The sequence below is a fragment of the Nitratireductor indicus C115 genome (genome assembly GCF_000300515.1).
In the GTDB taxonomy this organism is placed as follows: Bacteria; Pseudomonadota; Alphaproteobacteria; order Rhizobiales; family Rhizobiaceae; genus Nitratireductor; species Nitratireductor indicus.
In genome coordinates this window covers 112069-137556 of record NZ_AMSI01000006.1, presented here as the reverse complement: position 1 = coordinate 137556, position 25488 = coordinate 112069, and the positions used below count along the sequence as shown (strand labels likewise).

Here is a 25488-nt window from a genome sequence, read left to right as displayed (position 1 = left end):
GAGAGGCCATGCTTCACCAAAGAAGTGCTCAATCTCCCGTTTCGAAATCACCGGGTTGCGGTGGCGCGATGGGGGTGAAGAGCGTGCGATCCGGCTTCAGGTCCAGGAGCGGAGTACCGTCGAGGCAATCGAGCCCCCTTACGAGCAAGACCGGGCCGTCGACCTCTACAAGGGAAACGACCGATGTGCCTATAGGATTGGGCCGCACCGGCGAGCGCAGCGCGAAGGTGCCGCGTGCACTGCCGTCATTGGCCGGGCTCTGGCGCACCAGATCGCGGCGCGAGAGATGAAGCCAGTATAGCACTTCGAGACGCTCGAATCGCCCGATGCCATCGAGCGCGGGTACCCAGGGATCGAAGATTTCGATGCGGCAGAGCGGCCCGTCCTGCCGGCCCTGACGCGGCGCCTTGAGACGGGACGTCCAAGGCGAATATATCCTTCCGATAAAGACAAGTCCCGCATCCGTGGCCGGTGGAGGTTCGACGGCCATTTCACTCGGCCTGATTTCGTTTTCGCGCACCATCAGCGGAAGATCCGTATGTGCTGGGTGTGTCCGGGCCTGCTTCGTCTCATCATCGCGTCTTCCCTGGGTTTTCCTAATAGATCCCGATCTCGCACCATACAGCGATAGATAGCGTGAATGGCAATATTCACTCCTGCATGCCCGTTTGATGGACATTGGCGATTCTCTGTCTTCCATTGTTATATTTATCTGTATATATCGAAAAAGCTATGCGGCGTGCATGGTCAGGGCAAATTTCACGATTCAGGAGAGGTTCATGCTGATGGAGACGCGTGTGCGGTGGGGTGTCGCGGGAGCTGTGATGGTGGTTTGCGCCGCTCTGGCGGGGCCGGCTGCGGCGGGTGAGACCAATGTCGCGGTGGCGGCCAATTTCACCGAGGCAGCAAAGGAAATCGCCACCTTGTTTTCCGCCGAGACGGAGCATCAGGCCGTTCTGAGCTTCGGTTCGACGGGGCAGCTCTATACGCAGATCACGCAGGATGCGCCCTTTGAGGTCTTCCTTGCCGCCGATGACGATCGGCCGGCAAAGGCGATCGCGGAAGGATATGGCGTTGAAGGCTCCAGCTTTACCTACGCCATCGGCAAGCTTGTACTGTGGAGTTCTGAGGCCGACCTCGTAAAGGACCAGGAGACGCTGAAGGCCGGCGACTTCCAGAAGATCGCCGTCGCCAACCCCGAAACGGCGCCCTATGGAACTGCTGCCGTTGAAGCCATGAAGGCGCTCGGTGTCTACGATGCTCTCAAGAACAAGATCGTTCAGGGCAACAACATCGCCCAGACCTACCAGTTCGTGGAAACCGCCAATGCCGAGCTGGGCTTCGTTGCGAAGGCTCAGCTCGCCGGCAATGAAAGCGGATCACGCTGGGAGGTGCCGGGCGATCTGTACAATCCGATCAAGCAGGATGCTGTCCTTCTGAAAAAGGGCGAGGCAAACGATGCGGCCAGGGCCTTCGTCGCGTTCCTTAGAAGCCCTGCGGCGCTGGCCGTGATCGAAAAGTACGGTTACGGCGTCGAATCTGCTAATTGAGTATCGTGCAGGCGCTTTCACCGGAAATATGGACTGCGGTCCGACTGACCATCGAACTGGCGGCGTTGACGACGGCGATCCTGCTGGTCGTCGGCACGCCGGTCGCGTGGTGGCTTGCGCGCTCGCGTGCATGGTGGAAGGAGGCGGTGGCGGCCATTGTCGCGCTGCCGCTCGTTCTGCCGCCTACCGTGCTCGGTTTCTACCTGCTCGTGACGCTGGGGCCGAGCGGCCCCGGCGGTGCGCTTGCCGGCCTGTGGGGCGCACGCACGCTTGCCTTCACCTTCGAGGGACTGGTCATCGGCTCGGTGGTCTATTCGCTGCCTTTCGTGGTTCAACCGATCCGCAACGCCTTCGAGGCGATGGGCGACCGGCCGCTTGAGGTGGCCGCAACCCTGCGCGCCTCGCCCGCGCGGGCCTTCTGGACGGTCGCGGTTCCTCTGGCGCGGCCAGGTTTCCTGACCGGGGCCGTGCTCGGTTTTGCTCACACGGTGGGCGAGTTCGGTGTGGTGTTGATGATCGGCGGCAACGTGCCCGGCGAAACGAAGGTCCTTTCGGTCGCCATCTATGATTTTGTCGAGACGCTGCGCTGGCGCGAAGCCAATATATTGGCCGGAGGCATGGTCGTGTTCGCCTTCGCTGTCATTCTTGCCATGACGCTGATCGAAAAACGCATGCGCAGGGCGGGAGAATGAGTTCACGCGCCGATATCGAAGTGGCTTTCAAGGGGCAGCTGGGCGGCTTTCCGCTTGATGCGCGCTTTGCTGCGCCAGGGCACGGCATCACGGCGCTGTTCGGGCCGTCGGGCTGTGGGAAGACAAGCGTCCTGCGGTGCATTGCCGGCCTGCAAAGGCTTAACGGCACCTGCCGTGTCGGTGGCGAGATCTGGCAGGATGAGAACACCTTCCTTCCGCCGCACAAGCGTAGGGTCGGCTATGTGTTTCAGGAGGCGAGCCTGTTCCCGCACATGTCGGTGCGGAGCAATCTTCTTTATTCCTCGCACGGCAAGGTGCTCCCTCCAGCGGAGGGGCGGGTCGGTTTCGACGAGGTGATCGATCTTCTTGGGCTCGAACACCTCATGGCGCGCGCGCCCCAGCATCTGTCCGGCGGAGAACGACAGCGGGTGGCCATCGGCCGGGCGCTTCTTTCCCAGCCGCGTCTTCTGTTGATGGACGAGCCGCTCTCGGCCCTCGACCGGCAGACGCGCGACGAGATTCTGCCCTTTCTCGAAAGGCTTCATGAGGCACTGGCGATCCCGGTGCTCTATGTGACACACGATCTTTTCGAGGTGGAGCGACTTGCCGACGAACTGGTCCTGATGCGGGCGGGCGGCGTGATTGCTTCCGGCCCTCTCGGGGCGATCCAGAGCGACACGAGCCTGCCGCTTGCGTTGCAGCGCGAGGCGGCTGTCAGCCTCGACGCGGTCGTGAAGGGCTTCGATGAACAATACGGGTTGCTGAAACTCGACGTGCTTGGCGCCGTTTTTCTTGTCCCGGGCCGGCAACGGCTGGAAGCGGGCACGCGCCTCAGGCTTCGGGTTGGAGCCGGAGATGTCAGCATAGCGCTCGAAAAGCCGGCCGCGACCTCCATCCTCAACGTGCTGCCGGCGCGTATCCGCTCGGCGCGGACGGTCGATGAACGCGAAATGATCCTGGTTCTTGGTCTGGGTGAGGACGGTGCCGGCGATGGTCTGCTTGCGCGTATAACGCGGCGCTCCTGGGATGTGCTCGGTCTTTCGGAGGGCACGGCAATCCACGCGCAGGTGAAGAGCGCGAGCCTTGCTTCGCGATAGGGCCTGCCGTGCCCTTCCGAGCGTGCCCGGCAGGTTCAAGCTCATTCAATTGCGCATGCGCGCTTTTTTGCCGGCTGACGCAGTGTTATAAAGTCAAGACCATAACGCTTTCTACGCAGGATATGTTCGATGCCTTCGCTCAGCCTTCGCGTCAATCTCGATCCGGATGGCAGGATCGGACCGGGTAAGATCGAACTGCTTGAGAATATCGCTTCGTTCGGATCCATCTCGGCGGGCGCCAGGCAGATGCAGATGTCCTACAAGCGCGCCTGGGATCTGGTGGAAGAGATGAACCAGATTTTCGGAAAGCCCGTGGTTTCCACGCAGACCGGCGGCAAGCGTGGCGGCGGAGCGGCACTCACTCCGGTTGGCCTTGCCGTCGTCAGCCGGTTCCGCGCCATCGAGCGGGCAGCCCTGGCCGCCGCCGAGCCGCATTTGACAGCGCTTCAGGGGGATATCGAGGCGGCGTGAGCGTTCCGGCCTTTTGTGGAGATGGAGGAAGGGGGCGCGAGGCTTCAGCGCCCAGCCAGAATATCGGCGATCATTCTCTGGCAGCGCCCGGCCATGAAATCCACCAGAAGGCGGACCTTGGGATCCTGGAATTTCTTGTGCGGATATAATGCGGCAAGCTTTACCGGCACGGGCGGGTTTTGCGGCAGAATGATTTTCAGGCGGCGGTCGCGCAGGAAGGGCTCAATCTCGAAACGCGGCTTGTTGATGATGCCCCGCCCGGCGAGCGCCCAACCGGTGATGACGTCGCCGTCGTCTGAATCGAACGGGCCCCGCACCTCGAATTTCTGCGGGCCGGCATCCGTTTCCAGCGCCCACAAACTTTCACGGGTTCCCGGAAACCGTAGCATCAGACAATCATGGTTGTCCTCGATGAGCTCCTGAGGCGTTTGCGGCTCGCCGCGACGTTCGAGATAGGCCGGAGCGGCGGCCAGAACCCGGTCGCAATCCATGATGCCGCGCATGCGGAAGCTGGAATTCTCCAGAATGCCGAGTTTGAAAGCGACATCGATACCCTCCCGCATCATGTCCACCTCGTGGTCGGACAGGCGAAGGCGAACTTCGATTTCGGGGTATTTGTCGCGGAATTCCGGAATGCCGCTGGCGATCAGTCGCTTGCCGATGCCAAGTGGCGCCGTCACGCGGATCGTGCCGCGCGGCTGGCCGGATAATGCAGCCACCGAGGCCTCCGCCTCATCCACGGCTTCCAGGACCTTGCGGGCGCCCTCATAAAAGGCGCGGCCCTGTTCGGTGGGGGTGAGCTGGCGGGTGGTGCGGTTGAAAAGCCTCACTCCGAGATGCTTTTCCAGTTCCTTGACCCGGTTCGATGCAACGGCCGGTGACAGGCGCATGTCGCGGCCCGCGGCGGAAAGATTGCCAAGCTCGACGACGCGGACGAAAATGGCGATGTTGTCCAGATAGGCCATCCGGCTCCCCTGTTTTAGCGGGGCATTATTTTCCAGAAAATTTTGAAAGTCATCGTGCTTATCCCCGCTTTCTGTTTATGTCGGAGTCCGTAACCTTGGGCCGACACGGATAAGGAAACAGGCATGAACGATTATGCGGTTCTTTGGGACTGGCTGTCCTTCGGCGTGCGCTGGCTGCATGTGGTGACGGCCATCGCCTGGATCGGCTCGTCCTTCTATTTCATCGCGCTCGACCTTGGGCTGGTCAAGCGACCGGGCTTGCCGGAAGGGGTGAGCGGCGAGGAATGGCAGGTGCATGGGGGCGGTTTCTACCACATCCAGAAATACATGGTCGCGCCGGCCTCGATGCCGGAGCATCTGACATGGTTCAAGTGGGAATCCTATTCCACCTGGCTTTCGGGCTTCGCCCTGCTCGCCGTTGTCTATTATGCGGGCGCTGACCTTTATCTGGTCGACCGCAATGTGCTCGATGTTTCCGCACCGGTGGGCATTCTCATTTCGCTCGCCTCCATCGGGCTTGGATGGATCCTCTACGACCTTCTTTGCAAATCGCCGCTCGGCAAGAACGACACGGCGTTGATGCTGGTTCTTTACGGCATTCTCGTCGCCATGGCCTGGGGGTATACGCAGCTTTTCACGGGGCGGGCGGCCTTCCTGCATCTGGGCGCCTTTACCGCCACCATCATGACGGCGAATGTGTTTCTCATCATCATCCCCAACCAGAAGATCGTGGTGGCCGACCTGAAGGCGGGGCGCAAGCCCGAGCCGAAGCTCGGGCTGCAGGCCAAGCAGCGCTCGCTCCACAACAATTACCTGACCTTGCCAGTGGTTTTCCTCATGCTGTCGAACCACTATCCGCTGGCCTTCGCGACGCAGTTCAACTGGGTGATTGCCTCGATCATCTTCATCATTGGCGTGCTGATCCGGCATTATTTCAACACGGTGCATGCGCGGAAAGGCAATCCGCACTGGACCTGGGGGCTGGCGGGCGTGCTTTTCATCCTCATCATGTGGCTGTCGACCGTGCCCAAGGTTCTGACCGGCGAGGAAAAGCTTTCGGCCGCCGGCGAGGTTTTCGTGGCGTCCACGCATTTTCCTGCCGTGCGCGATACGGTGCTCGGGCGCTGCTCCATGTGCCACGCTGCCGAACCCGGCTATGACGGCATTCATATCGCGCCGAAGAATGTGAAGCTCGATACGGATGCGGGCATTGCCGAACATGCCCGGGAAATCTATCTGCAGGCGGGGCGCAGCCATGCCATGCCGCCCGGCAACGTGTCGGGTATCACCGAAGACGAACGGCGCCTGATCGTCACCTGGTTCGAGGAAGCCCGCTGAACAATGTCTGAAACGCTTATCCGTGGCCGTGTCCTGACATTCCATGCCGAACCTCAGGGCATGGATGACCATGCTTCCTATAGCTATGAGGAGGATGGCGCGGTCCTGGTGCGCGGCGGGATCATCGCCGCGTGCGGCGATTATGAGGATGTCGCGGCGAAGGCGGGGCCGGAGCATCTCGTCATCGACCATCGGCCGCATCTGATCCTGCCGGGGTTCATCGATGCCCATGCACATTTTCCGCAGATGCAGGTGATCGCCAGCTACGGCGCGGAGCTGCTCGACTGGCTGAACAATTACACCTTCCCCGAAGAGTTGCGTTTCGACGACCTGCAACATGGCCGACGTGTGGCGCGGCTGTTTCTCGATGAGCTTCTGCGCAACGGCACCACCACGGTCGCGGCCTATTGCTCGGTGCACAAGACGAGTGCGGAAGCCTTTTTCGCCGAAGCCCATGCACGCAACATGTGCGTCGTCGCCGGCAAGGTGATGATGGACCGCAATGCGCCGGATGGTCTGACCGACACGCCGCAATCCTCCTATGACGACAGTTTCGCGCTGATCGAGGAATGGCACGGCAGAGGGCGGCTGAATTATGCCGTCACGCCGCGTTTCGCCATCACCTCCACGCCCGAGCAGATGGAGATGGCGGGAGCGCTGATGCGGGCCTTTCCGGACCTGCATATGCAGACGCATCTTTCGGAAAACCATGCCGAGATCGCGTTCACACAGACGCTTTATCCCGATGCGCCGGATTATACCGGCATCTACGAGCATTACGGGCTGCTTGGCCCCAAAGCCCTCTTCGGCCACTGCATTCATCTCAGCGAGCGCGAAGCAGACGTACTCTCGGACAGCGGCTCGGTTGCCGTGTTCTGCCCGACTTCCAATCTCTTTCTTGGGTCTGGCCTGTTCGACTATCAGCGCTATCGCGGGAGGGCGAAGCCTCTCAGGATCGCCAGCGCAACGGATGTGGGTGGCGGCACAAGCTATTCCATGCTGCGCACCATGGACGAGGGCTACAAGGTGATCGCGCTGAACGGCGAGAAGCTCAACCCGCTAGCCTCGTTCTGGCAGATAACGCGGGGCAACGCACAGGCGCTTTCCCTTGCCGAACGGGTCGGTACGCTGGAAGAAGGAACGGATGCCGATCTCGTCGTGCTGAATGCGCGGGCGACGCCGGTCATGGCTCTGCGTATGGAACGGGCGGACAGTCTCGCGGAAGAGCTTTTCGTGCTACAGACGCTGGGCGACGACCGTGCTGTCGTGGAGACCTATGTCGCGGGCGAGGCGGTGAAGAGCGCTCTCTAAGGCGGGCTGCTCTTGCGTCGTTGAAGAGAACATCAAGAGGTGGAAACGCGCGTGGCCGGGCAGTTCGATGAAAAGACCTTTTTCAAGAACCTCTTTGCGGCCGCGGTGGCGGCGGCCGATCCCCGCCAGACCCTGAAGAATTTCCTGCCTGAGAGGCCGCGCGGCCGTACCATTGTCGTCGGTGCGGGAAAGGGCGCGGCGCAGATGGCCGCGGCTCTGGAAGAGCTTTGGGATGGTCCGCTCGAAGGCGCCGTCGTCACCCGATATGGATATGGCGCTGCGACAAGGCAGATCGAGGTGATCGAGGCAGCCCATCCCGTGCCTGACGCGGCAGGCCTGCGAGGGGCGGAACGATTGCTCTGTCTGGTCGAAGGGCTGACAGAGGACGATCTCGTCATTGCGCTGGTTTGCGGTGGTGGATCAGCCCTTTTGCCGAGCCCGGCAGGAGACTTGTCGCTGGCCGATGAGATCGCTGTCAACGAGGCGCTGCTTGCCTCCGGTGCGCCGATTTCGGCAATGAACACGGTGCGCAAGCATGTTTCCACGATAAAGGGAGGCAGGCTTGCCGCCGCGGCACATCCCGCCCGCGTGGTTTCGCTGATCGTTTCGGACATTCCGGGAGACGATCCCGCGCTGGTCTCCTCGGGGCCGACCGTGCCGGACCGGGCAACCCGGCAGGATGCACTCGATGTGATCCGCACATACGCAATTGCTCTTCCCGACGCGGTCATGGCACATCTTTCTTCACCCGAGGCGGATGCGCCCAAGCCTGATGAAGCGTGTTTTTCAGGCAATGCGGTGCATGTCATCGCCTCGGCGGCTCGTTCGCTGGAGGCCGCGGCGATGGTTGCGTCGGATGCCGGTATTCCCGCAGTGATCCTTTCCGATTCCATGGAAGGAGAAGCGCGCGAGGTGGGCGGTGTCCACGCGGCCATCGCGCGTGAGGTGGCTCTGCAAAACAGGCCTTTTCAAAAGCCGGTCGTAATCCTTTCGGGCGGCGAGACCACGGTGACGTTGCATCGCAAGGGTGGTCGCGGCGGGCGCAACAGCGAGTTCCTTCTCGCACTGGCGCTCGGCATCGAGGGGGTGCGGGGCATTTCAGCCTTCGCAGCCGATACAGACGGTATCGACGGTTCGCAGGACAATGCAGGCGCCTTTGCCGATTACCGTAGCGTCGCACGGTTGCGCGAGGCCGGTCTAGACGCCAAAGAGCTTCTGGCTGCCCATGATGCGTGGGGGGCGTTCGAGGCCTTGAACGATCTTTTCGTGCCGGGGCCGACCGGCACCAATGTCAACGACCTGCGCGCGATCCTGGTGCGGTAGTCTTCAGGACAGTTCGGGGCTCGCAGATATCAACCGGCGATATCGACGATGCCGCTTTCTCCGGTCTCGGAGCCGAAGGCGAGGCGGCGGCCGTCGCGATCCCAGGCCATGGCCGTGATCGCGCCCTTGCCGGCGCGGCGCAACAGGACCTCTTTCTGGTCGGCAAAGCGCACGGCGAGGATCATGCCATCGGCATAACCGATTGCCGCGATTTCTTCAGCAGGGTGGCAGGCGACATTGGTCACCATCGTGTCGCCGCGCGTGCCGAGTTCGAGTGGGGCCTTGCCCATGGGGCCGTCTTTCGCCTGGAAGGGCCAGACAATGGCCGCCGGTGCGCCGGATGTGGCCAGCCAGCGGCCTTTTGCGCTCCAGGACCAGCTCTTGATCTTGGCGGGGTAGCCGGCCATGCGCATGTGCTTGCCGTCGGGGAGGCGCCAGCCATGGAGTGCGTTTTCCTGCATGGCTGTGACAAGGAACCTGCCATCGGGGGAGAAGGTCGCGCCAGTGTGGGCACCGGCCCATTCCAGCTCGGTTGGCTTGCCTTCTGTCGCTGGAAAATGAAGCGTCGCGCCGTTGTAGCGCGCAACGGCGAGCCGCATTCCCTTCGGCGCGAAGGCTAGCCCTTCGGCTGCACGTGCATGCTGGAATTCACGCTGCCTGCCGTCTGAGAAACGGACATAGGCGTTGCGGCCGGAGGCAAAACCAACAGATCCTTGCGGCCCGGCGGCGATGCTTGTGACCCATTTGCGACCGATCGTGGCCAGTTCCGTGCTTTCGCCATTCGCCAGAAGGCGCATGACGCGACCGTCTTCACCGCCAGTGAGCAAGCTTGCGGCGTCCAGGTCAGGGCACGCGCACAGAAGCCCGTCATGGAGTTCGCTCCATTTATGGCCGTCATGGAGCTTGTGCACGACGCCGTCGGCGAGCGCGAAATGCGCCAGGTCATCCAGCCAGGCGACGGCGATGACGTGAGCGTCGAGGTCCAGCGGTGCGACGGTGGGCATTTTAAAGAGATCCTGCAGTTTTAGTCTGGCGGTGTTTTATCATTGTGAGTTTGCCGGACCACGAGGGCGCTTGGGATGCTGCCATCAAGCCTGACAGGCTTCGAAGGTGCGGGTCAGGCGCTCGGCGTCCAGATCGCGGCCAATGAAGACAAGGCGCGTCTCACGTTTTTCATCCTCACGCCAGGGGCGCTGGTGGTCGCCCTCGATGATCATGTGCACGCCCTGTACTACGAAACGGTCGGGATCGTCCCGGAACGCGATGATGCCCTTGAGGCGCAAAATGCTCGGGCCGTCCATCTGTGTGGTCTTCTCGATCCAAGGGAAAAACTTCTTCGGATCCATTTCTCCGGCCCGAAGTGAAATGGACTGCACCTGAACGTCATGAATTGGAGACACTTCACCATGATGATGATGGTGGTGGTGATGGTCATGATCGTGATCGTGGTGATGATGATGGTGATCGTGGTCGCAGTCCGGACCGCAGACATGGTCCGGATCATCGTGGTCCAGGAAGTGCGGATCGTTGTCGAGCACGCGCTTCAGGTCGAAGGCACCACGGTCGAGCACGTCACTCAGGGAAACGCCGGCGCGTTCGGCGCGCAGGATGCGCGCGGTCGGATTGATGGCGCGAATGGTGGATTCCACCGCTGCAAGTTCATCGGGTGTGACGAGATCCGTCTTGTTGACGATCACCACATCGGCAAAGGCGATCTGATCCTCGGCTTCGTTGGAATCCTTGAGACGCAGGGGCAGATGCTTGGCATCCACCAGGGCCACCACGGCATCGAGCTTCGTCTTGGCGCGGACGTCGTCATCCATGAAGAAGGTCTGAGCGACAGGAGCCGGATCGGCAAGGCCGGTGGTTTCGACAACAATTGCGTCGAAGCGGCCGGGGCGGCGCATCAGGCCCTCCACCACGCGGACGAGGTCGCCGCGCACGGTGCAGCAGATGCAGCCATTGTTCATTTCGTAGATTTCCTCGTCGGATTCCACGATCAGGTCGTTGTCGATGCCGATCTCACCGAATTCGTTGACGATGACCGCATAGCGCTTGCCGTGGTCTTCGGTGAGAATGCGGTTGAGAAGCGTCGTCTTGCCGGAGCCAAGATAGCCGGTGAGCACCGTTACCGGAATCTGCGTTGTTTCAGCGGAGGTTGTGGTCTGCGCGTCGGACATGATTTCTCGCAAAGCTCGATTGGTTGCCCTCCATATAGGACGGCTCCATTACGATTGCACGCGCCGGCTTTCAAAATGAGAGAGGTCGAAACGATCGACATCCTCAAGAAGCTCGACGAAGCCCCGGACCGCATTGTCGAGGATGCGATGGCCGGCTTGCGCACTTGCTGCCGCTGCGTTTCCCGTGACCCCATCGGGGGAAAGATCGCGCATCATCCAGCCGAAGGCGTGTGGGCCGTAGGCGCGCAGATGGGTGAAGTCGCGGCGGAAACGGACTTGCTCGGAAGCGAAATCGCGAGCCTTGTCCATCCGCACGAGATCGGGCCTCAGCGCAAGCATCACCGAGGTTTCGATGAAGCCGCCATGAATGCCGAGCGCCCGCTCTTCCTCGGAAACGAGGTCTGCGGGATAGCCGAAGCGAGTCCAGCTCGTTGCTACGGCAAGCATGGGAAATCGGGCGCGCAATTCAGTGGCAACTATCGTCATCAGAGGCGAATTGCCGCCATGGGCATTGAGGAGCACGAATTTGTGAATGCCGGCTTTGTATTGGCTTTCGCCAATGCCGATCCAGCGGCGTACGGCCTCGTCGAATGTCAGCGTACGGGTACCTGCGGTGTCCTCATGCTCGATGGAGTAGCCGGTTTTCTCAACCGGCAAAAGATGCACGTGAAGGTACTCCGGTGCAGTCTCTATAGCCTTGCGCGCAAAGGCTTCCGCGATGATCCAGTCGGTCTCGGGAGGCAGGTGAGGGCCGTGCTGCTCGGTGGCGCCGAGCGGCAAAATGGAGATCGTTTTCGATGAAAAGGGCATTTCTCGTGGCGCACAAAGGTGAAAACGCTTCCCCGAGGGAAACACAATTATGCCTAAGTAACGCCTAATGAGGTGATTAGGCAATGTCAATCTTAAGTTGCAAAGCCATGCATCGTGATTATTTTGATTCATCAGGGACGTGTTTTGATTTCGTTAGGAATATCGAAAGGGGAGTTTTGAATGGCCAAGGCTGTCAGGGGCGCGACGATCGGTTTGATCCAGTCGGCCGCTAGGCTTTCACGTACCGCTCTGGCCGAGCGGCTCCTGGCACACGGCTTATATGCCGGCCAGGACAAGATCATGCTGGCACTTGCCTCGGAAAACGGGCAGACCCCGAGCCAGCTCGCGAACCTGCTGGGCGTTCGTCCGCCCACGGTAACAAAGACGATCAATCGCCTGACCAGTCAGGGGTTCCTTGAGAAGCGCTTTTCAGAGGATGACGGGAGGCGTGCTTACGTCTTCCTCACGAATGAGGGCGAACAGGTGATACGATCCATCGAGAAATCCGTGCGCAAAACCGAAAAGCTTGCGCTCAAGGGGTTCGACAAGAAGGATCAGAAGCTTCTCACCCAGCTTCTCAACAAGGTCGAAGCGAATCTCTCAGGGGTGCCTGTCACCGAAGAGGAAGATGAGGACATGACCGAGGACGCGTGAACCGGCCCCCTTTCCGGTTGCGAGCCCGCTTGCAGGGCTTATGCCTTGCCGATCTTCTGCGGTGCTTCGGCATCGCTTCAATCTGAGCTCTCAAACCCAGCAAAAGTCTGAAAACGGAAGATTATTCCGGCTGGCCGATTTTCGACGCCAGCCGGAATCTATCGCGTTTTCCCGATATGGCCATCGGGTGCGAAAAGCGTTTACGGTTTTCGCGTCGATGCGTTAGATGGCTTGACGCATGGCGCGGTTTTGCCGGATACCGGTAAGTGCGCCATATGGCGTTGGTGATGAGGGGGAGTTGCGGGTCTGGCGCAGAAGATCAAGCTTTCGACCATAGCCGAAGCGCTTGGCGTGTCCACGGCGACCGTATCTCTTGCGTTGCGGGACAGTCCGCTCGTGGCGGATGCGACGCGCGAGCGTATCAAGGAATATGCGCGCGAGATCGGCTATATCTACAACCGGCGCGCGGCGAGCCTGCGCACGTCGCGCTCGGGTATTGTGGGTGTGGTGGTGCACGACATCATGAACCCGTTCTTCGCCGAAATCCTGCGCTCCATCGAGAGCGAGCTCGACCGATCGCGACAGACCTTTCTTCTATCGAACCATTACGACCAGCTCGAGAAGCAACGCACCTTCATCGATACTCTGCTCCAGCTTGGAGCCGATGGAGTGATCATGTCGCCGGCCATTGGTACGCCGGCTCAGGATATTCGCCTGATCGAGGACAACGGCCTTCCCGTTGTCTTGATCGCGCGCTCCGTTGAAGGGGCGAAAGTCCCGGTTTTCCGCGGAGACGACGCCTATGGAACCTCGCTTTCCACCAATCATCTGATTTCGCTCGGCCACACGCGCATCGCCATGGTGGGCGGCACGGACCAGACCTCGACGGGTCGCGACCGCTATCAGGGCTATGTCAACGCGATGGAGAAGGCAGGGCTCGAAATCCGCCCGCACTGGCGTTTTCCAGGCCCCCGGACCAAGCAGGCGGGCTTTGAGGTCGCGGGCGCTTTCCTTGCGCTGCAGGATAAGCCCACGGCTGCCGTGTGCTGGAACGATCTGGTGGCAATTGGCCTCATGAACGGCATTGCCCGGGCGGGGCTTGTTCCCGGCGTCGATATATCCGTTACGGGTTATGACGATCTGGAAGAAGCGGCCATCGCCACGCCGGCGCTGACCACGGTCTGGAACGGCCAGCGCGAGGTTGGGCGGCGGGCTGCGCGTGTTTTGCTCGACCGGCTTAACGGCGCGGAAGTGAACCGCTCCCAGCAGCTCATCAAGCCGGAACTTCATGTGCGTCAGTCGACCGGCAAGCCTAAGGAACGCTAGATCGATTGATCGTTTCATGGAGACCCTGAACCGATCAATCGTTTTGCTTTTCCGCACTTACGCAAGCGTCAGGTGATTCCACCTGATGGAAAAGTGCTTTAGCGCGCCGTGTCCTTCCGGTCAGCCGGCGGCCACGCTCTGTTCCCGCCGTCTTGCGGCATGCGCGCGCACTGCGTCGCCAAAGGCACGGAAAATGCGGGCCGAATCCTCGTCGCTCTTTACCCAGTATTCGGGATGCCATTGCACGCCAACGGCAAAGGCGGGTGCGTCCTTGACAGAAACCGCTTCTATCGTGCCGTCCCCGGCCACAGCTTCGACCTCGAGCCGAGGGGCAGCTGTTGCCACACCCTGGCGGTGAACGGAGTTCACATGAATGGCGTCCTTCCCGAAAACGGAGGCGAAGCAGCCGGACGGCTGGATCGTGACCGCATGGCGAATGGCGAAACGCTCGTCCTGGCTGGCGTTTTCAGGCGCTCGGTGATCGAAACGCCCTTCCATTTCCTGAAGTTCCGTCGCCAGTGTGCCGCCGAGAGCGACATTCAATTCCTGAATGCCACGACAGATCGCCAGGAGGGGCACGCCCTTTTCAATCGCCTTGCGAATAAGGGGTAGAGTTGTCGCATCCCGCGCGGGATCGTAAGGCCCGTTTTCCTCACTGGCGTCGCCACCGTACAGGCTGGGATGGACGTTCGATTTCGATCCGGTGATGAGGACACCGTCCACTCCCGCAAGCAGGCTATCGAGGTCGATCTTTTCGCCAAGCGAGGGAACAAGCACGGGAATAACCCCGGCGCCGCTGACTGCCGCTTCCAGATAAGGCTCCGGCGTCGCATGCCAGACATAGTTCTCAACGGGTTTCGCGTCGGTCGATACTGCGACGAGTGGGCGTAACATGGTGGGGGGTCTTCCTGCCAGAATGATGATGCGATCGTTTGACATATAGGTATGTCGCGCGCCGTTTGCCGTGCCATCCCGGATGCCGTTTTCGCCATCAGTGTTTCAGCGAAATCCTATCGTGCGCAACGGCGTTCCGTGGCCATAAGTCCTTATTCTACTAAAGTATATATCGTGCTTTGGCGGATCTGTCCCGAAACGGCGGGCAGCGGGCGGGTTGAGAGGACAAAGCCTTTCGCCGTGCACTGGACACCCATGAAGCTGCGTGTATTGATACGGGTTCGGATCGCGGCAATGCATGAAAGTGCTGTTGTCCGCGAGGCGTTTCAAGGCCGTTCGACGGCCATTTTTTTCGATTGCGATTGTCTTGGGAGGTAATTCATGGATCGCCGATCGTTTCTGAAGAAAGCCGGTCTTGCCGGCGCTGGCGCTACGGCGCTTGCGACGCCTGCCATTGCGCAGGGCAACCAGACCTGGCGCATGGTCACCACATGGCCGAAGAACTTTCCGGGTCTGGGCGTTGGTGCGCAGCGTCTTGCCGACCGTATCACAGCCGCTTCGGGAGGCCGGCTGACGATTCAGGTCTATGCTGCAGGCGAACTGGTGCCGCCGCTTCAATCGCTCGATGCCGTCATCGACGGTTCGGCGGAAATGAGCCATGGCGCCGCCTATTACTGGCAGAACAAGAGTGCTGCCCTGTCCTTCTTCACGGGCGTGCCCTTTGGCATGACTTCGCGCGAAATGGCGGCCTGGGTTCGCTTCATGGGCGGCCAGGAAATCTGGGACGAAATCTACGATCAGTTCGGCGTTCAGGGCTTCCTGTCCGGCGATACGGGCACGCAGGCCGGCGGCTGGTTCCGCAACGAGCTGACGGGTCTCGATTCGGTGAAGGGCCTGCGCTTCCGTACGCCAGGCCTGGGTGGCCGGGTCTGGGAAAAACTTGGCGCGACCGTCACCAACATGGCGGCTGGCGAGATTTTCCAGGCTCTGCAGTCGGGTACGCTGGATGCCGCCGAGTTCGTCGGCCCTTACAACGATCTGGCTCTCGGCTTCTATCAGGTCGCCAAGAACTACTATTTCCCGAGCTTTGTGGAGCCGGGTCTGGCGACGGAACTCGTGGTCGACAAGAAGAAGTATCAGGAACTCCCCGCAGACCTGCAGGCGATCGTCAAGGACGTCTGCCAGGCCGAGTATGATCAGGTGGCATCGGATTTCTATGCCAACGATCCGCGCGCGCTGAAGACGCTGGTCGAGCAGCATGGCGTGAATGTGCGCCAGTTCCCCGACGACATCATCGAAGCCGGCGCGAAGGCGGCGGAAGAGATTCTCGGCGAGCTGCGCGATTCCAGCGATGCGCTTACCAAGAAGACGACGGAGAGCTTTATCGAAGCGCTCAACATCGTGCGTACCCGTACGGAAGGTACGGATGGCGCTTTCGTGGAAGCGCGCCGCAAATACTTCAAGATCTGAGGTTTGTCGCCGCCGGCATGCAGCTGGCGGCTTCACTTCAAGGAAAAGGCCCGGGCTGTTTCCAGCCCGGGCCTTTTGTTTTCATGCCTCCAGTGTCGGGGGCGGCCCATCATTTTGTGAAAGCAATCCTCAACACGGCTGCAAAGCGCTCTAGCTATAGATCGCGCGCGGCAGCCATGTGGCGATTTGCGGGAAGAGGAACATGATCGCAATCGCCAGGACTTGCAGAAGCACAAAAGGCAGAACACCCTTGTAGATCATCGTCGTGGAGACACTGGGTGGCGCCACTCCGCGCAGATAGAACAGGGCGAAGCCGAAGGGCGGCGTCAGGAAGCTCGTTTGCAGGTTCACGCCGACGAGAACGCCCAGCCACACCGGATCGACATCGAGGGCCAGAAGAATGGGCGCCGTGATCGGGATCACGATGAAGATGATCTCGAATGTGTCGAGGATGAAGCCCAGCATGAACATGATGAGCATCACCACCGCCACTGCCGCCAGCGTTCCGCCCGGCAGGTTCGACAGGAACTCGTGCACCAGATTGTCGCCGCCCATCAGGCGGAACACGATGGAAAACACTGAGGCGCCGAACAGGATGATGAAAACCATGCAGGTGATGGACGCCGTGGCTATCGCCGTTTCGCGCAGCACCCTGAAGGACAGGCGCAGCCGTACGGCGGCAAGAACCATTGCGCCAACAGCGCCGACCGAGGCGGCCTCCGTCGGGGTTGCGATGCCGCCGAGGATGGAGCCAAGAACTGCCATGATAAGCAATAGCGGCGGCACGAGCGCCACAGCAACCTCACCTAACAGATGCTTCTTGTCCTCAGGGGCGACCGGCGTGGCGGGGCAGGATTGCGGGTCGAAAATCGCCTTGAAAACCGTCCAGCTGAGATAGAGCCCAACGAGAAGAATGCCGGGCAAAAGTGCGCCGGCAAACAGATCGCCCACCGACACCGGCACCGGGGCGAAATTGCCCTTGGCCATCTGCACCTGGGCATTGATGCCGGACAGCATGTCGCCCATGAAGATGAGGACCGTGGAGGGCGGGATGATCTGGCCGAGCGTGCCGGAAGCGCAGATCACGCCGGTGGCAAGCTTGGGATCGTAGTTCGCACGCAGCATCGCCGGCAGCGAGATCAACCCCATGGTCACGACGGTTGCACCAACCACGCCGGTGGACGCGGCGAGCAGCGCGCCGACCACGATGACCGACATGCCAAGGCCGCCCCGCAGATTGCCGAAGAGCTTGCCCATGGTCAGCAGCAGCTGTTCGGCGATCTTGGAGCGTTCGAGCATGACGCCCATGAAGATGAAGAGCGGTACGGCGACCAGCACTTCATTCGTCATGTAGCCGATATAGCGGTTCGCCAGGCTACCGAAATTGGATGGGTCGAACACGCCGAACCACATGCCGACGGCGCCGAACATGAGTGACACACCGGCAAGCGTGAAGGCCACCGGAAAGCCCAGTAGCAGAAAGCCGATGATGCCGAAGAACATGAGCCCCGCAAGGAGCTCGCCAATCAATACAGGATCCATCAGACCGTCGCCTCCGGCTGCTCTTCGGCTTCGTTTTCATAGCGCAGCTTCGGCGGAAGAAGATCTTCCCTGTCCGCCAGAACGAGGATGGAACGAAGCGCCATCGCGATACCCTGAAGCGCAATCAGTGCGGCAAAGACGATGATGAAGCTTTTCAGGACGAACAGGCCCGGCATGCCGCCCACATTGGCGGAGGCCTCGTGGATGCGCCAGGAACGGCTGACAAAGGTCCAGCCGTAATAGTAGACGATCCAGGAGAACGGCATGAGAAACAGGACGACACCGATCAGGTCCACCAGCGCTTTGCGGCGAACGCTTGCCGGCCGGTAGAAGATGTCAACGCGCACGTGGTCGTTGCGCAGCAGCGCAAAGCCGGCAACAGCGGTGAACATTGCTCCGTTCAGCCAAACATAAAGATCCTGCATCCAGACGAAACTGACCGAAAACACATAACGCTGCACCACCACGGTGAAGCAGACGAGAACGATGGCCAGAGAAAGCCATGAGAAAATGTTTCCGATCAGGGAATTGATCCCGCTTATGGCGCGGACTGCCAGAGCGATCGCGCGCACGTGTCAGAATCCCCCGCCTACGGCGCGCCAGGCGCGCGGCTCAAGAATGATTGTCATTATCTGCCCTTTTGCATTTCCCCTTTGATGGACGACCGTGTTTTCTCCAGTCTTATCCATCGGGCCGTTTTGCGGCTGCAATTGATTAGCAGCTTCCAGTGATTGCAAAAAGTAATGCCGTGGGAATGGCGGGTTATGCAAGCGCTAATGGCACGGAATCGTGGATGAACGGTCTCTGCCGCAAAAATGTCGACCAAAGGCTGAGAATGGTCGGACAGAATCATTCTTAAGAAGATTGATTGCGACAATAAAATTACGTCAAACGCATGTTGGGAGCGGCGGACTTGCTCTTTCACAATAGGCTCCCGATTTCGTTTGACGCGCTGAGAGACCAATAGAAAACTGACCTGACGGAATGGTGTAGAGTATCCATTCCGTTGAGGAGGAAAATTGCAGATGACGCTTCACGACATCTCGCTCGATGACAAATACGACCTGTCGAAGGAACGCATTTTCGTGTCCGGCGCACAGGCGGTTGTGCGCATGCTTCTCATGCAGCGCGAGCGGGACAGGCGTGCAGGTCTGACCACGGCGGGTTTCGTTTCGGGCTATCGCGGTTCCCCGCTCGGCGGGCTCGACCAGCAGCTTTGGAAGGCAAAGAAGAGCCTTCAGTCTTCCGATATTGTCTTTCAGCCGGGTCTCAATGAGGAACTGGCCGCAACCGCTTGCTGGGGCTCTCAGCAGACGGAGCTTCTGGGCGAGGGCAAATATGACGGCGTCTTTGCCGTCTGGTATGGCAAAGGGCCAGGGGTGGATCGGTGCGGCGACGTCTTTCGTCATGCCAACCATGCCGGTTCGTCAAAGAACGGTGGCGTGCTTGCCCTGATGGGGGACGACCATACGGCCGAATCCTCCACCGTCGCCAATGCCAGCGAATTCGCCTTTGTCGATGCCATGATCCCGATCCTCAATCCTGCCGGCGTGCAGGAACTGATCGATTACGGGCTTTATGGGTATGCGCTGTCGCGTTTTGCCGGCACCTGGACGGCAATCAAATGCGTGAAGGACAATATCGAATCCACGGCAGCGGTCGATGCGTCGCTGGAACGGCTGAACATCATTCGTCCGGAATTCGACATGCCCCCCGGCGGGCTGAACATCCGCCACGAGATTAACATGCTCGGCCAGGAGACGCGCCTTTACGATTTCAAGCGCGCGGCGGCGGCGGCCTTCGTTCGCGAGAACAAGCTCAACCGGATCATCTATTCGGGGGGCTCAAAGGCAAAGATCGGCATTGTAACGCTCGGCAAGAGCTATCTCGACACCCGGCAGGCGCTTGACGATCTCGGCATCGATGAGGCGCGCGCCAACACGCTCGGCATTCGCCTCTTCAAGGTGGCGTGCCCGTGGCCGTTTGATCTGGAGCATATGCGCGACTTCGCACGTGGCCTCGAAACGGTGATCGTGGTCGAGGAAAAGCGTTCGCTGATCGAGGTGCAGTTGCGCGAAAATCTCTATGGCACTGCAAATCAGCCGGAGATCATCGGCAAGGTCGACGAAAAGGGCGGCCGCCTTTTCGCTCCGACCGCAGCGCTAGATCCCAATGAAATAGCCATTGCCATCGGTGAGCGCATTTTGCGCGTCATCGGCCCGTCGGAGGAGATCGCTGCCCATGTGACGCGGTTGCGGCAGTTCCAGGCAATGCTTGCAGACACGCGCGATGTCGCCTCCCGAACGCCCTATTTCTGCTCGGGTTGCCCGCACAACACATCAACCCGTGTGCCTGAAGGATCCATCGCCGGTGGCGGTATCGGTTGCCACTTCATGGCAACCTGGATGGACCGTTCCAATATCGGCTTTACCGCCATGGGCGGCGAGGGTGCGCAGTTCATCGGCCAGGCGCCGTTTTCAAAGCGTGAACACTTTTTCCAGAACCTAGGCGACGGGACCTATAATCATTCCGGCGTTCTGGCGCTTCGTTTCGCCATCGCGTCCGGCGCCAACATCACCTACAAGATTCTCTTCAACGACGCCGTTGCCATGACGGGTGGCCAGCCGCATGAGGGCGGCCTGACGGTGGACATGATCGCCGATCAGGTGCGGGCCGAAGGGGTTTCGCGCATTGCGGTCGTCACCGACGAGCCCGAAAAATATGCGGGCGTGGCCTCTTTCCCGACCGGCACCAGCATCAACCATCGCGACGATCTCGACCGGGTGCAGCGGGAGCTGCGCGAGGTGAAGGGCGTTTCAGTTCTTCTCTACGACCAGACGTGTGCGGCGGAGAAACGCCGGAGGCGCAAGCGCGGCACGTTTCCCGATCCCGACAAGCGCGTCTTCATCAATGAGCTCGTTTGCGAAGGCTGCGGTGATTGCGGCGTCAAGTCCAACTGCGTTTCGGTGCAACCACTGGAAACCGAGTTCGGCCGCAAGCGGCGCATCGATCAATCGAGCTGCAACAAGGATTTCTCCTGCGTCAACGGCTTCTGCCCGTCTTTCGTGACCGTGCATGGCGCAAAATTGCGCAAGGCACAGGGGGCTGTCGGTAACAACGACCCGCTGGAAGGCGTGCCGGAAGCGCCACTTTATTCGCTCGATCATGGGTGGTCAGCTGTGGTTGACGGCATCGGCGGTACGGGGGTCGTGACTATCGGTGCCATTCTCGGCATGGCTGCGCATCTGGAAGGCAAGGGCGCGGGCATCATCGATATGGCAGGGCTGGCCCAGAAGGGCGGCGCTGTGTTCACGCATTTGCGGGTGGCGAAGACGCCTGACGATATTCACGCGATCCGTGTGTCTGCCGGCGAGGCTGACCTCATTCTAGGTTGCGATCTCGTTGTTTCGGGCGCCAAGAAGGTTCTGGCTGCGGCGCGTGAAGGGCATACGCTGTTCATGGCCAATACGGCCGAGGTGATGCCCGGTGATTTTGCACGCTCGGCCGATTTCTCGCTGCCCGTCGAGCGGTTGAAGAAAGCGGTTCGTGAGGCGGTGGGCGACAAGAAAGCCCATTTCTTCGACGCCACGCGGACCGCGACTATTCTTTTTGGCAATTCGGTCGGCGCCAACATGTTCATGCTCGGCATGGCCTGCCAGTATGGTGGACTGCCTGTTTCGCCAGAAGCGGTGGAAAAGGCTATCGAGCTCAACGGACAGGCGGTGAAGATGAACCTGTCCGCCTTCCGCTGGGGGCGGCGGGCCGCCCACGATCCGGAATTCGTGCGCGATCTGGTTGCCAGGTCGTCGCAGGCAAGCGACCGGCCGGCCTTGTCGCAGACGCTGGACGAGGTGATCGAGCGGCGGGTTGCCTTCCTTGCAAGGTATCAGGACAAGGCTTACGCCATGCGCTACCGCACGCGCATCGAACGTTTGCGCGTGGCTGAGGAAAGAGCCGCTCCGGGCTCGACAACCGTCAGCGAGGCGGCCGCGCGGAACCTCTTCAAGCTGATGGCCATCAAGGACGAATATGAGGTTGCGCGGCTTTATACCGATGGCAGCTTCCGGCGGCAGCTCGCTGCCGAATTCGAGAGCTTCGATCGGCTTGAATTTCACATGGCACCTCCGGTTCTGGGGCGGCACGATGCGGATGGGATGCCCAGAAAATCGAGTTTCGGCCCCTGGGTCATGAAGCTCTTCGGCGTTCTGGCGCGGATGAAACGTCTGCGCGGTACGATGCTCGATGTTTTCGGCTATTCGGAAGAGCGCCGGATGGAGCGTCGTTTGCTGGCTGACTACGAGCGGGATCTCGATATGATCGAGGCGGCACTGGAACCATCGCGGATCGAGGCGGCTGCGGCGCTCGCTTCCGTACCGGCGATCATTCGCGGCTACGGGCACATCAAGGCGGCGAATGCGCAAAAAGCGGCAGAAGAGCGGAAGCGGCTGCTGGTTCGCCTGGAGGACGGTGACGGAGAAGGGCCGATCCTCAAGGCCGCAGAGTAAACCGGCTATTCATTAGCCGGGCAGGAAAAAAGCGGAATTATAAATCTTTCTTAATGCTGTTGTGCCATTGCTGAGCTCATAAAACGGGCTGGTGCGGTGAAAAACAACAGGAACAGCATTCCCGAAGACGTTTATGTCGGCTACATCCGGTCCCTGTTTCAGGACGTGGGTGTTTTGCCGCTGGGCGGTCTTTGCTTCGCGCTGATTGCGTTCCTGCTTTATTACAAAACCGGCCAGACCTTTCAGCTTTTCCTCGGGCCTGCGATGTTCGCGGCCGGCGTGTGGCGCTATTTCAAGATCATGAGCGTCGATCACGCGGAAATCCACGATGCGGAATCTGCGCTCGTCTGGGAACGACGGTATTTATGGTGGGGGAGCCTGCACGGGTTGATCGTCGGCTCGTTCGGCTTCGCCACCATTGTGCTTGGCGAAGACAGCTTTGCCGAGCTTGCAGCCGTTTCCTCCATCCTGTGCGGCACGATCACGATCGCGGGGCGCAATTACGGCTCGCGCAAGATGATTTCGGTGCTCACGCTGACCATCGTCTTTCCCATCGCGCTCGGGCTTATGCTCAAGGGCGACATTTATCATTTCATCCTTGGCACCTTCATCGCGCCGTTCATGCTCGTGGTGATGAAGATGGCCGAGCTGGTGCGAACTGTTCTGTTCACCGCGATCAGCGAGGAGAAGCGTTCCACGCGCCTGGCGCAGCGGTTCGACCGGGCCCTCAACACCATGCCGCACGGCCTGTTGATGCTGAACAAGGATGAGCGCGTGGTGGTCAGCAATGGGCAGGCCGCCGAAATGCTGGGCTTCAAGTCTTCCGACCAGATGCTGGGCCGGACGCTGAAATCGCTCTTGATGCGTGGCGTGGCAAGCGGGCTTCTTTCCGAGCGCGACTATGCCTATGCGGAGGAAAATCTCTCGAAGGCCCTGCGCGAGGGACGCGACCGCAAGGTGCTGCTGAGCATGGCCAATGGCCGCCATTTCGAATTTGCGGCCCGCGAGGGGCATGGCGAGGTGGGGGTTTTGACCTTCGAGGAGGTGACGAGCCGGGTCGAGGCGGAGGAGAAGATCCGCTTCATGGCCCGATACGATAGCCTCACCAGCCTGCCGAACAGGGCCTATTTCCATGAGAAGGTCAGCGAGACGATGGCCGCAGGCGATCAGGATCGCCTTTGCGGCCTTGCGGTTCTCGACCTCGACGATTTCAAGAGCGTCAACGACACTCTCGGACATCCCGTCGGTGACGGGCTCATCTATGCGATGGCTGAACGGCTATCGGTGTTTGCCAGCAGCAATGTCCAGATCAGCCGCTTCGGCGGCGATGAGTTCATGATTTTCTTCAATCAGGTCGATAACGAAGCCCAGTTCAGCGTTCTGCTCGACGAGATATTCGCATCCCTTCAGGGTGAGGTGGACGTGGCCGGCCACGCGATGCGCCTGCAGGCAAGTGGCGGTGCGGTCGTTGTCAGCGCACGGGGCAGCGATGTCGATTCCATGATCGTGAAAGCTGATCTCGCACTCTACAAGGCAAAGGAACTCGGCAAGAACTGCTGGCGTCTGTTCGAGAAGGAAATGGATGTCGCCTTCCGCAATCGGCAGGTGATGAAGGCAGATTTGCGCAGCGCCATCGAAGCGCGCAATCTGCGCGTGGTCTATCAGCCCATCGTCGATGCGCGCACGATGCGGATCGCAAGCTGTGAGGCCCTCTGCCGCTGGGATCATCCCGAGCTCGGGCTGGTCTCGCCCGCCATCTTCATTCCGCTTGCCGAGGAGATGGGGCTGATCTCGGAAATCAGTGCAATCGTTCTTGATGCGGCCTGCAAGGAGTGCGCCAAGTGGCCGGAGCAGATCGGCGTGTCCGTCAATCTGTCGGCCAAAGACTTCCGCTCGATCGATGTGGTGGCACGCGTGCGCTCGGCTATCGAGGGTGCGGGCATCTCCGCTTCCCGCCTCGAAGTGGAGGTGACGGAAACGGCTCTGCTGCACGATACGGCAGCGACCGTAACCTATATCAAGGCGCTCAAGGAACTGGGCGTGAGCATCGCCCTCGACGACTTCGGTACGGGCTATTCCTCGCTGAGCTACCTGCACACGCTTCCGCTCGACAAGATCAAGATCGACGGCAGTTTCGTGGCTAATCTCAAGGAAGGGGAGCGCTCGCTGCACCTTCTCCAGGGCGTTGTCGATCTTTCGCGCAAGCTCGGCCTCGACGTGACGGTTGAAGGTGTGGAGCGCTTCGACCAGCTCACCCTGCTTGAAAGCGCGGTGAAGCCCGATCTTCTGCAAGGCTTCCTCTTCGGTCCGGCCCTCACGGCATCGGGTATCGAGACCATGGCGGAGATGAAACAGCCGCTGGTCACGAGCATTGAAAGCGCTCGCAGCCGCGCTTCTTTCTGACGACAATTTGTCTCAGCTTACGTCAGGGAATATGCCGAGAAATAAGGCGCGCCGTTAACCTTAACAAAATCTAAACAAGATCCGTCGCAATCTCAGCTTTACAAAGACAGATGCTTAGCTAGGCTAACATTTGTACGAGGTAGTAAGGTGGGGCAGATGCGGAAATGGAAGCGCGGCGAGGTGCGGTTGGATTAGATTCCGGCCAGCGGAATACTGTTGGCGGTGCGGATGAGGACAAGAAGTCCACGAGTTTCGTGGATGGTGTTCTGCGCTTGCTCGAACGCACGGAATACCGCCGCTGCGACACAGGTGAGGACCGCGAGGAAATCTACAACCTGCGTTACAGGTCCTACCGCGCGCATGGCTTTGTGCCCGAATCCACCCGGCAGATCACCAAGGATGAGCTGGACGACCTTCCCAATTGCTATAATTTCGGCGTCTATATCGATGGCAGTCTGGTCAGCACGGTGCGGCTGCACCAGATCGACAAGGAAGTTCCCTTCGGCCCTGTCATAAAAGGGTTCGGAGACGTCATGCTGCCGCTGATCGAGCGGGGCGAGAGCTGCATCAATCCCAGCATGCTTGCCGCCGATCCCGAGCTTGCCCGTGAATACAGGGCGTTGCCCTATGTGACGCTGCGGCCCGTGATCCTTGCTTACGAGTATTTCCACTCAACTTATTGCGCCTGCCTGATCCGTCAGGAACATACGGCCTTCTATCGCAGGATATTCGGCGCAAGGCAGATGAGCGAGGAGCGGGCCTATCCGCCGATCAGTATTCCGCTCATGCTGTTCGGCGGCGTTTGCGCCAAGGAATTCGGGCCTATCGTGGAGCGGTTCCCGTTCTTTCGGTCTACCCGGGCAGAGCAACGCTTGCTGTTTGAACGGCCCGCAGAGGGGGAGGCACTGTCACTGACGGTTCTTCCCACCGCGAAATATCTGAACAACGCGGCCTAGC

General features: G+C 60.2%; 21 protein-coding genes. 13 read left to right on the top strand and 8 right to left on the bottom strand.

Features of this window, described 5'->3' with window-relative positions:
• Positions 1-28 precede the first annotated feature (28 nt).
• A complete protein-coding gene (tsaA, locus tag NA8A_RS10520) occupies positions 29-523 on the bottom strand; it encodes a tRNA (N6-threonylcarbamoyladenosine(37)-N6)-methyltransferase TrmO (RefSeq protein ID WP_009756482.1) in 495 nt (164 codons plus the stop codon).
• A 262-nt stretch (positions 524-785) separates the two neighbouring features.
• Between tsaA and modA the strand changes: the two genes are divergently transcribed.
• The 4 genes from modA to NA8A_RS10500 all read left to right on the top strand — a co-directional run bounded on the left by modA (position 786) and on the right by NA8A_RS10500 (position 3810).
• Positions 786-1550 (top strand): molybdate ABC transporter substrate-binding protein, encoded by a 765-nt coding sequence (gene modA / locus NA8A_RS10515; protein WP_051017993.1) that lies wholly within the window; start codon positions 786-788, stop codon positions 1548-1550.
• Positions 1547-2242 (top strand): molybdate ABC transporter permease subunit, encoded by a 696-nt coding sequence (gene modB / locus NA8A_RS10510; RefSeq protein WP_009756480.1) that lies wholly within the window; start codon positions 1547-1549, stop codon positions 2240-2242. The genes modA and modB overlap by 4 nt, the downstream gene beginning before the upstream one ends.
• The gene (gene modC, locus NA8A_RS10505; RefSeq protein WP_009756479.1) at positions 2239-3339 is read left to right on the top strand and encodes a molybdenum ABC transporter ATP-binding protein; all 1101 of its coding nucleotides are present in this window, start codon (positions 2239-2241) and stop codon (positions 3337-3339) included. The genes modB and modC overlap by 4 nt, the downstream gene beginning before the upstream one ends.
• A 129-nt stretch (positions 3340-3468) precedes the next feature.
• Positions 3469-3810 (top strand): winged helix-turn-helix domain-containing protein, encoded by a 342-nt coding sequence (locus tag NA8A_RS10500; protein WP_009756478.1) that lies wholly within the window; start codon positions 3469-3471, stop codon positions 3808-3810.
• A gap of 44 nt (positions 3811-3854) precedes the next feature.
• Here the strand turns inward: NA8A_RS10500 and NA8A_RS10495 are convergent, their stop codons facing one another.
• Entirely contained in the window at positions 3855-4775 is a 921-nt protein-coding gene (locus NA8A_RS10495) for a LysR family transcriptional regulator (protein WP_009756477.1), read from the bottom strand.
• Positions 4776-4898: 123 nt separating this feature from the next.
• Here NA8A_RS10495 and NA8A_RS10490 point away from each other — a divergent pair, with 123 nt between their 5' ends.
• The 3 genes from NA8A_RS10490 to NA8A_RS10480 are packed head-to-tail and all read left to right on the top strand — an operon-like array spanning position 4899 to position 8747.
• The gene (locus NA8A_RS10490; RefSeq protein WP_009756476.1) at positions 4899-6113 is read left to right on the top strand and encodes a urate hydroxylase PuuD; all 1215 of its coding nucleotides are present in this window, start codon (positions 4899-4901) and stop codon (positions 6111-6113) included.
• A 3-nt stretch (positions 6114-6116) separates the two neighbouring features.
• The gene (gene guaD, locus NA8A_RS10485; RefSeq protein ID WP_009756475.1) at positions 6117-7424 is read left to right on the top strand and encodes a guanine deaminase; all 1308 of its coding nucleotides are present in this window, start codon (positions 6117-6119) and stop codon (positions 7422-7424) included.
• Positions 7425-7475: 51 nt separating this feature from the next.
• Positions 7476-8747 (top strand): glycerate kinase type-2 family protein, encoded by a 1272-nt coding sequence (locus NA8A_RS10480; RefSeq protein WP_040672398.1) that lies wholly within the window; start codon positions 7476-7478, stop codon positions 8745-8747.
• Between the two features lie 29 nt (positions 8748-8776).
• Here the strand turns inward: NA8A_RS10480 and NA8A_RS10475 are convergent, their stop codons facing one another.
• The 3 genes from NA8A_RS10475 to NA8A_RS10465 all read right to left on the bottom strand — a co-directional run bounded on the left by NA8A_RS10475 (position 8777) and on the right by NA8A_RS10465 (position 11737).
• Positions 8777-9751, bottom strand: coding sequence for a WD40 repeat domain-containing protein (locus NA8A_RS10475; protein ID WP_009756473.1), 975 nt, complete (start codon positions 9749-9751; stop codon positions 8777-8779).
• A gap of 84 nt (positions 9752-9835) precedes the next feature.
• Positions 9836-10927 carry a CobW family GTP-binding protein gene (locus tag NA8A_RS10470; RefSeq protein ID WP_009756472.1) on the bottom strand — a complete coding sequence of 364 codons (1092 nt, stop codon included), beginning with the start codon at positions 10925-10927 and terminating at the stop codon, positions 9836-9838.
• A gap of 48 nt (positions 10928-10975) precedes the next feature.
• Positions 10976-11737, bottom strand: coding sequence for a creatininase family protein (locus NA8A_RS10465; protein WP_009756471.1), 762 nt, complete (start codon positions 11735-11737; stop codon positions 10976-10978).
• 180 nt (positions 11738-11917) lie between these two features.
• On the opposite strand from NA8A_RS10465, the gene NA8A_RS10460 reads away from it, so the two are divergent.
• Entirely contained in the window at positions 11918-12391 is a 474-nt protein-coding gene (locus NA8A_RS10460) for a MarR family winged helix-turn-helix transcriptional regulator (protein ID WP_009756470.1), read from the top strand.
• A gap of 306 nt (positions 12392-12697) precedes the next feature.
• Positions 12698-13717, top strand: a complete 1020-nt coding sequence (locus tag NA8A_RS10455) for a LacI family DNA-binding transcriptional regulator (protein ID WP_074896746.1) — start codon at positions 12698-12700, stop codon at positions 13715-13717.
• A 120-nt stretch (positions 13718-13837) separates the two neighbouring features.
• On the opposite strand, the gene NA8A_RS10450 is transcribed toward NA8A_RS10455, so the two are convergent.
• On the bottom strand, positions 13838-14611 hold the full coding sequence (locus NA8A_RS10450) for a gamma-glutamyl-gamma-aminobutyrate hydrolase family protein (protein ID WP_009756468.1): 774 nt from the start codon (positions 14609-14611) through the stop codon (positions 13838-13840).
• Between the two features lie 381 nt (positions 14612-14992).
• On the opposite strand from NA8A_RS10450, the gene NA8A_RS10445 reads away from it, so the two are divergent.
• Positions 14993-16081, top strand: coding sequence for a TRAP transporter substrate-binding protein (locus NA8A_RS10445; RefSeq protein WP_009756467.1), 1089 nt, complete (start codon positions 14993-14995; stop codon positions 16079-16081).
• Between the two features lie 150 nt (positions 16082-16231).
• Here the strand turns inward: NA8A_RS10445 and NA8A_RS10440 are convergent, their stop codons facing one another.
• Together NA8A_RS10440 and NA8A_RS10435 are read right to left on the bottom strand one after the other, a co-directional pair.
• Entirely contained in the window at positions 16232-17623 is a 1392-nt protein-coding gene (locus tag NA8A_RS10440) for a TRAP transporter large permease (protein WP_009756466.1), read from the bottom strand.
• Entirely contained in the window at positions 17623-18195 is a 573-nt protein-coding gene (locus NA8A_RS10435; protein WP_009756465.1) for a TRAP transporter small permease subunit, read from the bottom strand. Before NA8A_RS10435 ends, NA8A_RS10440 begins: the two co-directional genes overlap by 1 nt.
• 453 nt (positions 18196-18648) lie before the next feature.
• Between NA8A_RS10435 and NA8A_RS10430 the strand changes: the two genes are divergently transcribed.
• The 3 genes from NA8A_RS10430 to NA8A_RS10420 all read left to right on the top strand — a co-directional run bounded on the left by NA8A_RS10430 (position 18649) and on the right by NA8A_RS10420 (position 25487).
• On the top strand, positions 18649-22128 hold the full coding sequence (locus NA8A_RS10430; RefSeq protein ID WP_009756464.1) for an indolepyruvate ferredoxin oxidoreductase family protein: 3480 nt from the start codon (positions 18649-18651) through the stop codon (positions 22126-22128).
• A gap of 96 nt (positions 22129-22224) precedes the next feature.
• Positions 22225-24531 (top strand): putative bifunctional diguanylate cyclase/phosphodiesterase, encoded by a 2307-nt coding sequence (locus NA8A_RS10425; RefSeq protein WP_009756463.1) that lies wholly within the window; start codon positions 22225-22227, stop codon positions 24529-24531.
• Between the two features lie 164 nt (positions 24532-24695).
• Positions 24696-25487 carry an N-acyl amino acid synthase FeeM domain-containing protein gene (locus tag NA8A_RS10420; protein ID WP_009756462.1) on the top strand — a complete coding sequence of 264 codons (792 nt, stop codon included), beginning with the start codon at positions 24696-24698 and terminating at the stop codon, positions 25485-25487.
• The last annotated feature ends 1 nt before the right edge of the window (position 25488 follow it).

Excerpts from the sequence above, each read along its gene's own strand:
- NA8A_RS10445 (WP_009756467.1), top strand. The coding sequence starts at position 14,993 with ATGGATCGCCGATCGTTTCTGAAGAAAGCCGGTCTTGCCGGCGCTGGC.
- modC (WP_009756479.1), top strand. The coding sequence starts at position 2,239 with ATGAGTTCACGCGCCGATATCGAAGTGGCTTTCAAGGGGCAGCTGGGC.
- NA8A_RS10420 (WP_009756462.1), top strand. The coding sequence starts at position 24,696 with ATGGAAGCGCGGCGAGGTGCGGTTGGATTAGATTCCGGCCAGCGGAAT.
- NA8A_RS10460 (WP_009756470.1), top strand. The coding sequence starts at position 11,918 with ATGGCCAAGGCTGTCAGGGGCGCGACGATCGGTTTGATCCAGTCGGCC.
- NA8A_RS10500 (WP_009756478.1), top strand. The coding sequence starts at position 3,469 with ATGCCTTCGCTCAGCCTTCGCGTCAATCTCGATCCGGATGGCAGGATC.
- NA8A_RS10470 (WP_009756472.1), bottom strand. The coding sequence starts at position 10,927 with ATGTCCGACGCGCAGACCACAACCTCCGCTGAAACAACGCAGATTCCG.
- NA8A_RS10495 (WP_009756477.1), bottom strand. The coding sequence starts at position 4,775 with ATGGCCTATCTGGACAACATCGCCATTTTCGTCCGCGTCGTCGAGCTT.
- NA8A_RS10465 (WP_009756471.1), bottom strand. The coding sequence starts at position 11,737 with ATGCCCTTTTCATCGAAAACGATCTCCATTTTGCCGCTCGGCGCCACC.
- modA (WP_051017993.1), top strand. The coding sequence starts at position 786 with ATGGAGACGCGTGTGCGGTGGGGTGTCGCGGGAGCTGTGATGGTGGTT.
- NA8A_RS10490 (WP_009756476.1), top strand. The coding sequence starts at position 4,899 with ATGAACGATTATGCGGTTCTTTGGGACTGGCTGTCCTTCGGCGTGCGC.
- guaD (WP_009756475.1), top strand. The coding sequence starts at position 6,117 with ATGTCTGAAACGCTTATCCGTGGCCGTGTCCTGACATTCCATGCCGAA.
- NA8A_RS10430 (WP_009756464.1), top strand. The coding sequence starts at position 18,649 with ATGACGCTTCACGACATCTCGCTCGATGACAAATACGACCTGTCGAAG.
- NA8A_RS10440 (WP_009756466.1), bottom strand. The coding sequence starts at position 17,623 with ATGGATCCTGTATTGATTGGCGAGCTCCTTGCGGGGCTCATGTTCTTC.
- NA8A_RS10450 (WP_009756468.1), bottom strand. The coding sequence starts at position 14,611 with ATGTTACGCCCACTCGTCGCAGTATCGACCGACGCGAAACCCGTTGAG.
- NA8A_RS10475 (WP_009756473.1), bottom strand. The coding sequence starts at position 9,751 with ATGCCCACCGTCGCACCGCTGGACCTCGACGCTCACGTCATCGCCGTC.
- tsaA (WP_009756482.1), bottom strand. The coding sequence starts at position 523 with ATGGTGCGCGAAAACGAAATCAGGCCGAGTGAAATGGCCGTCGAACCT.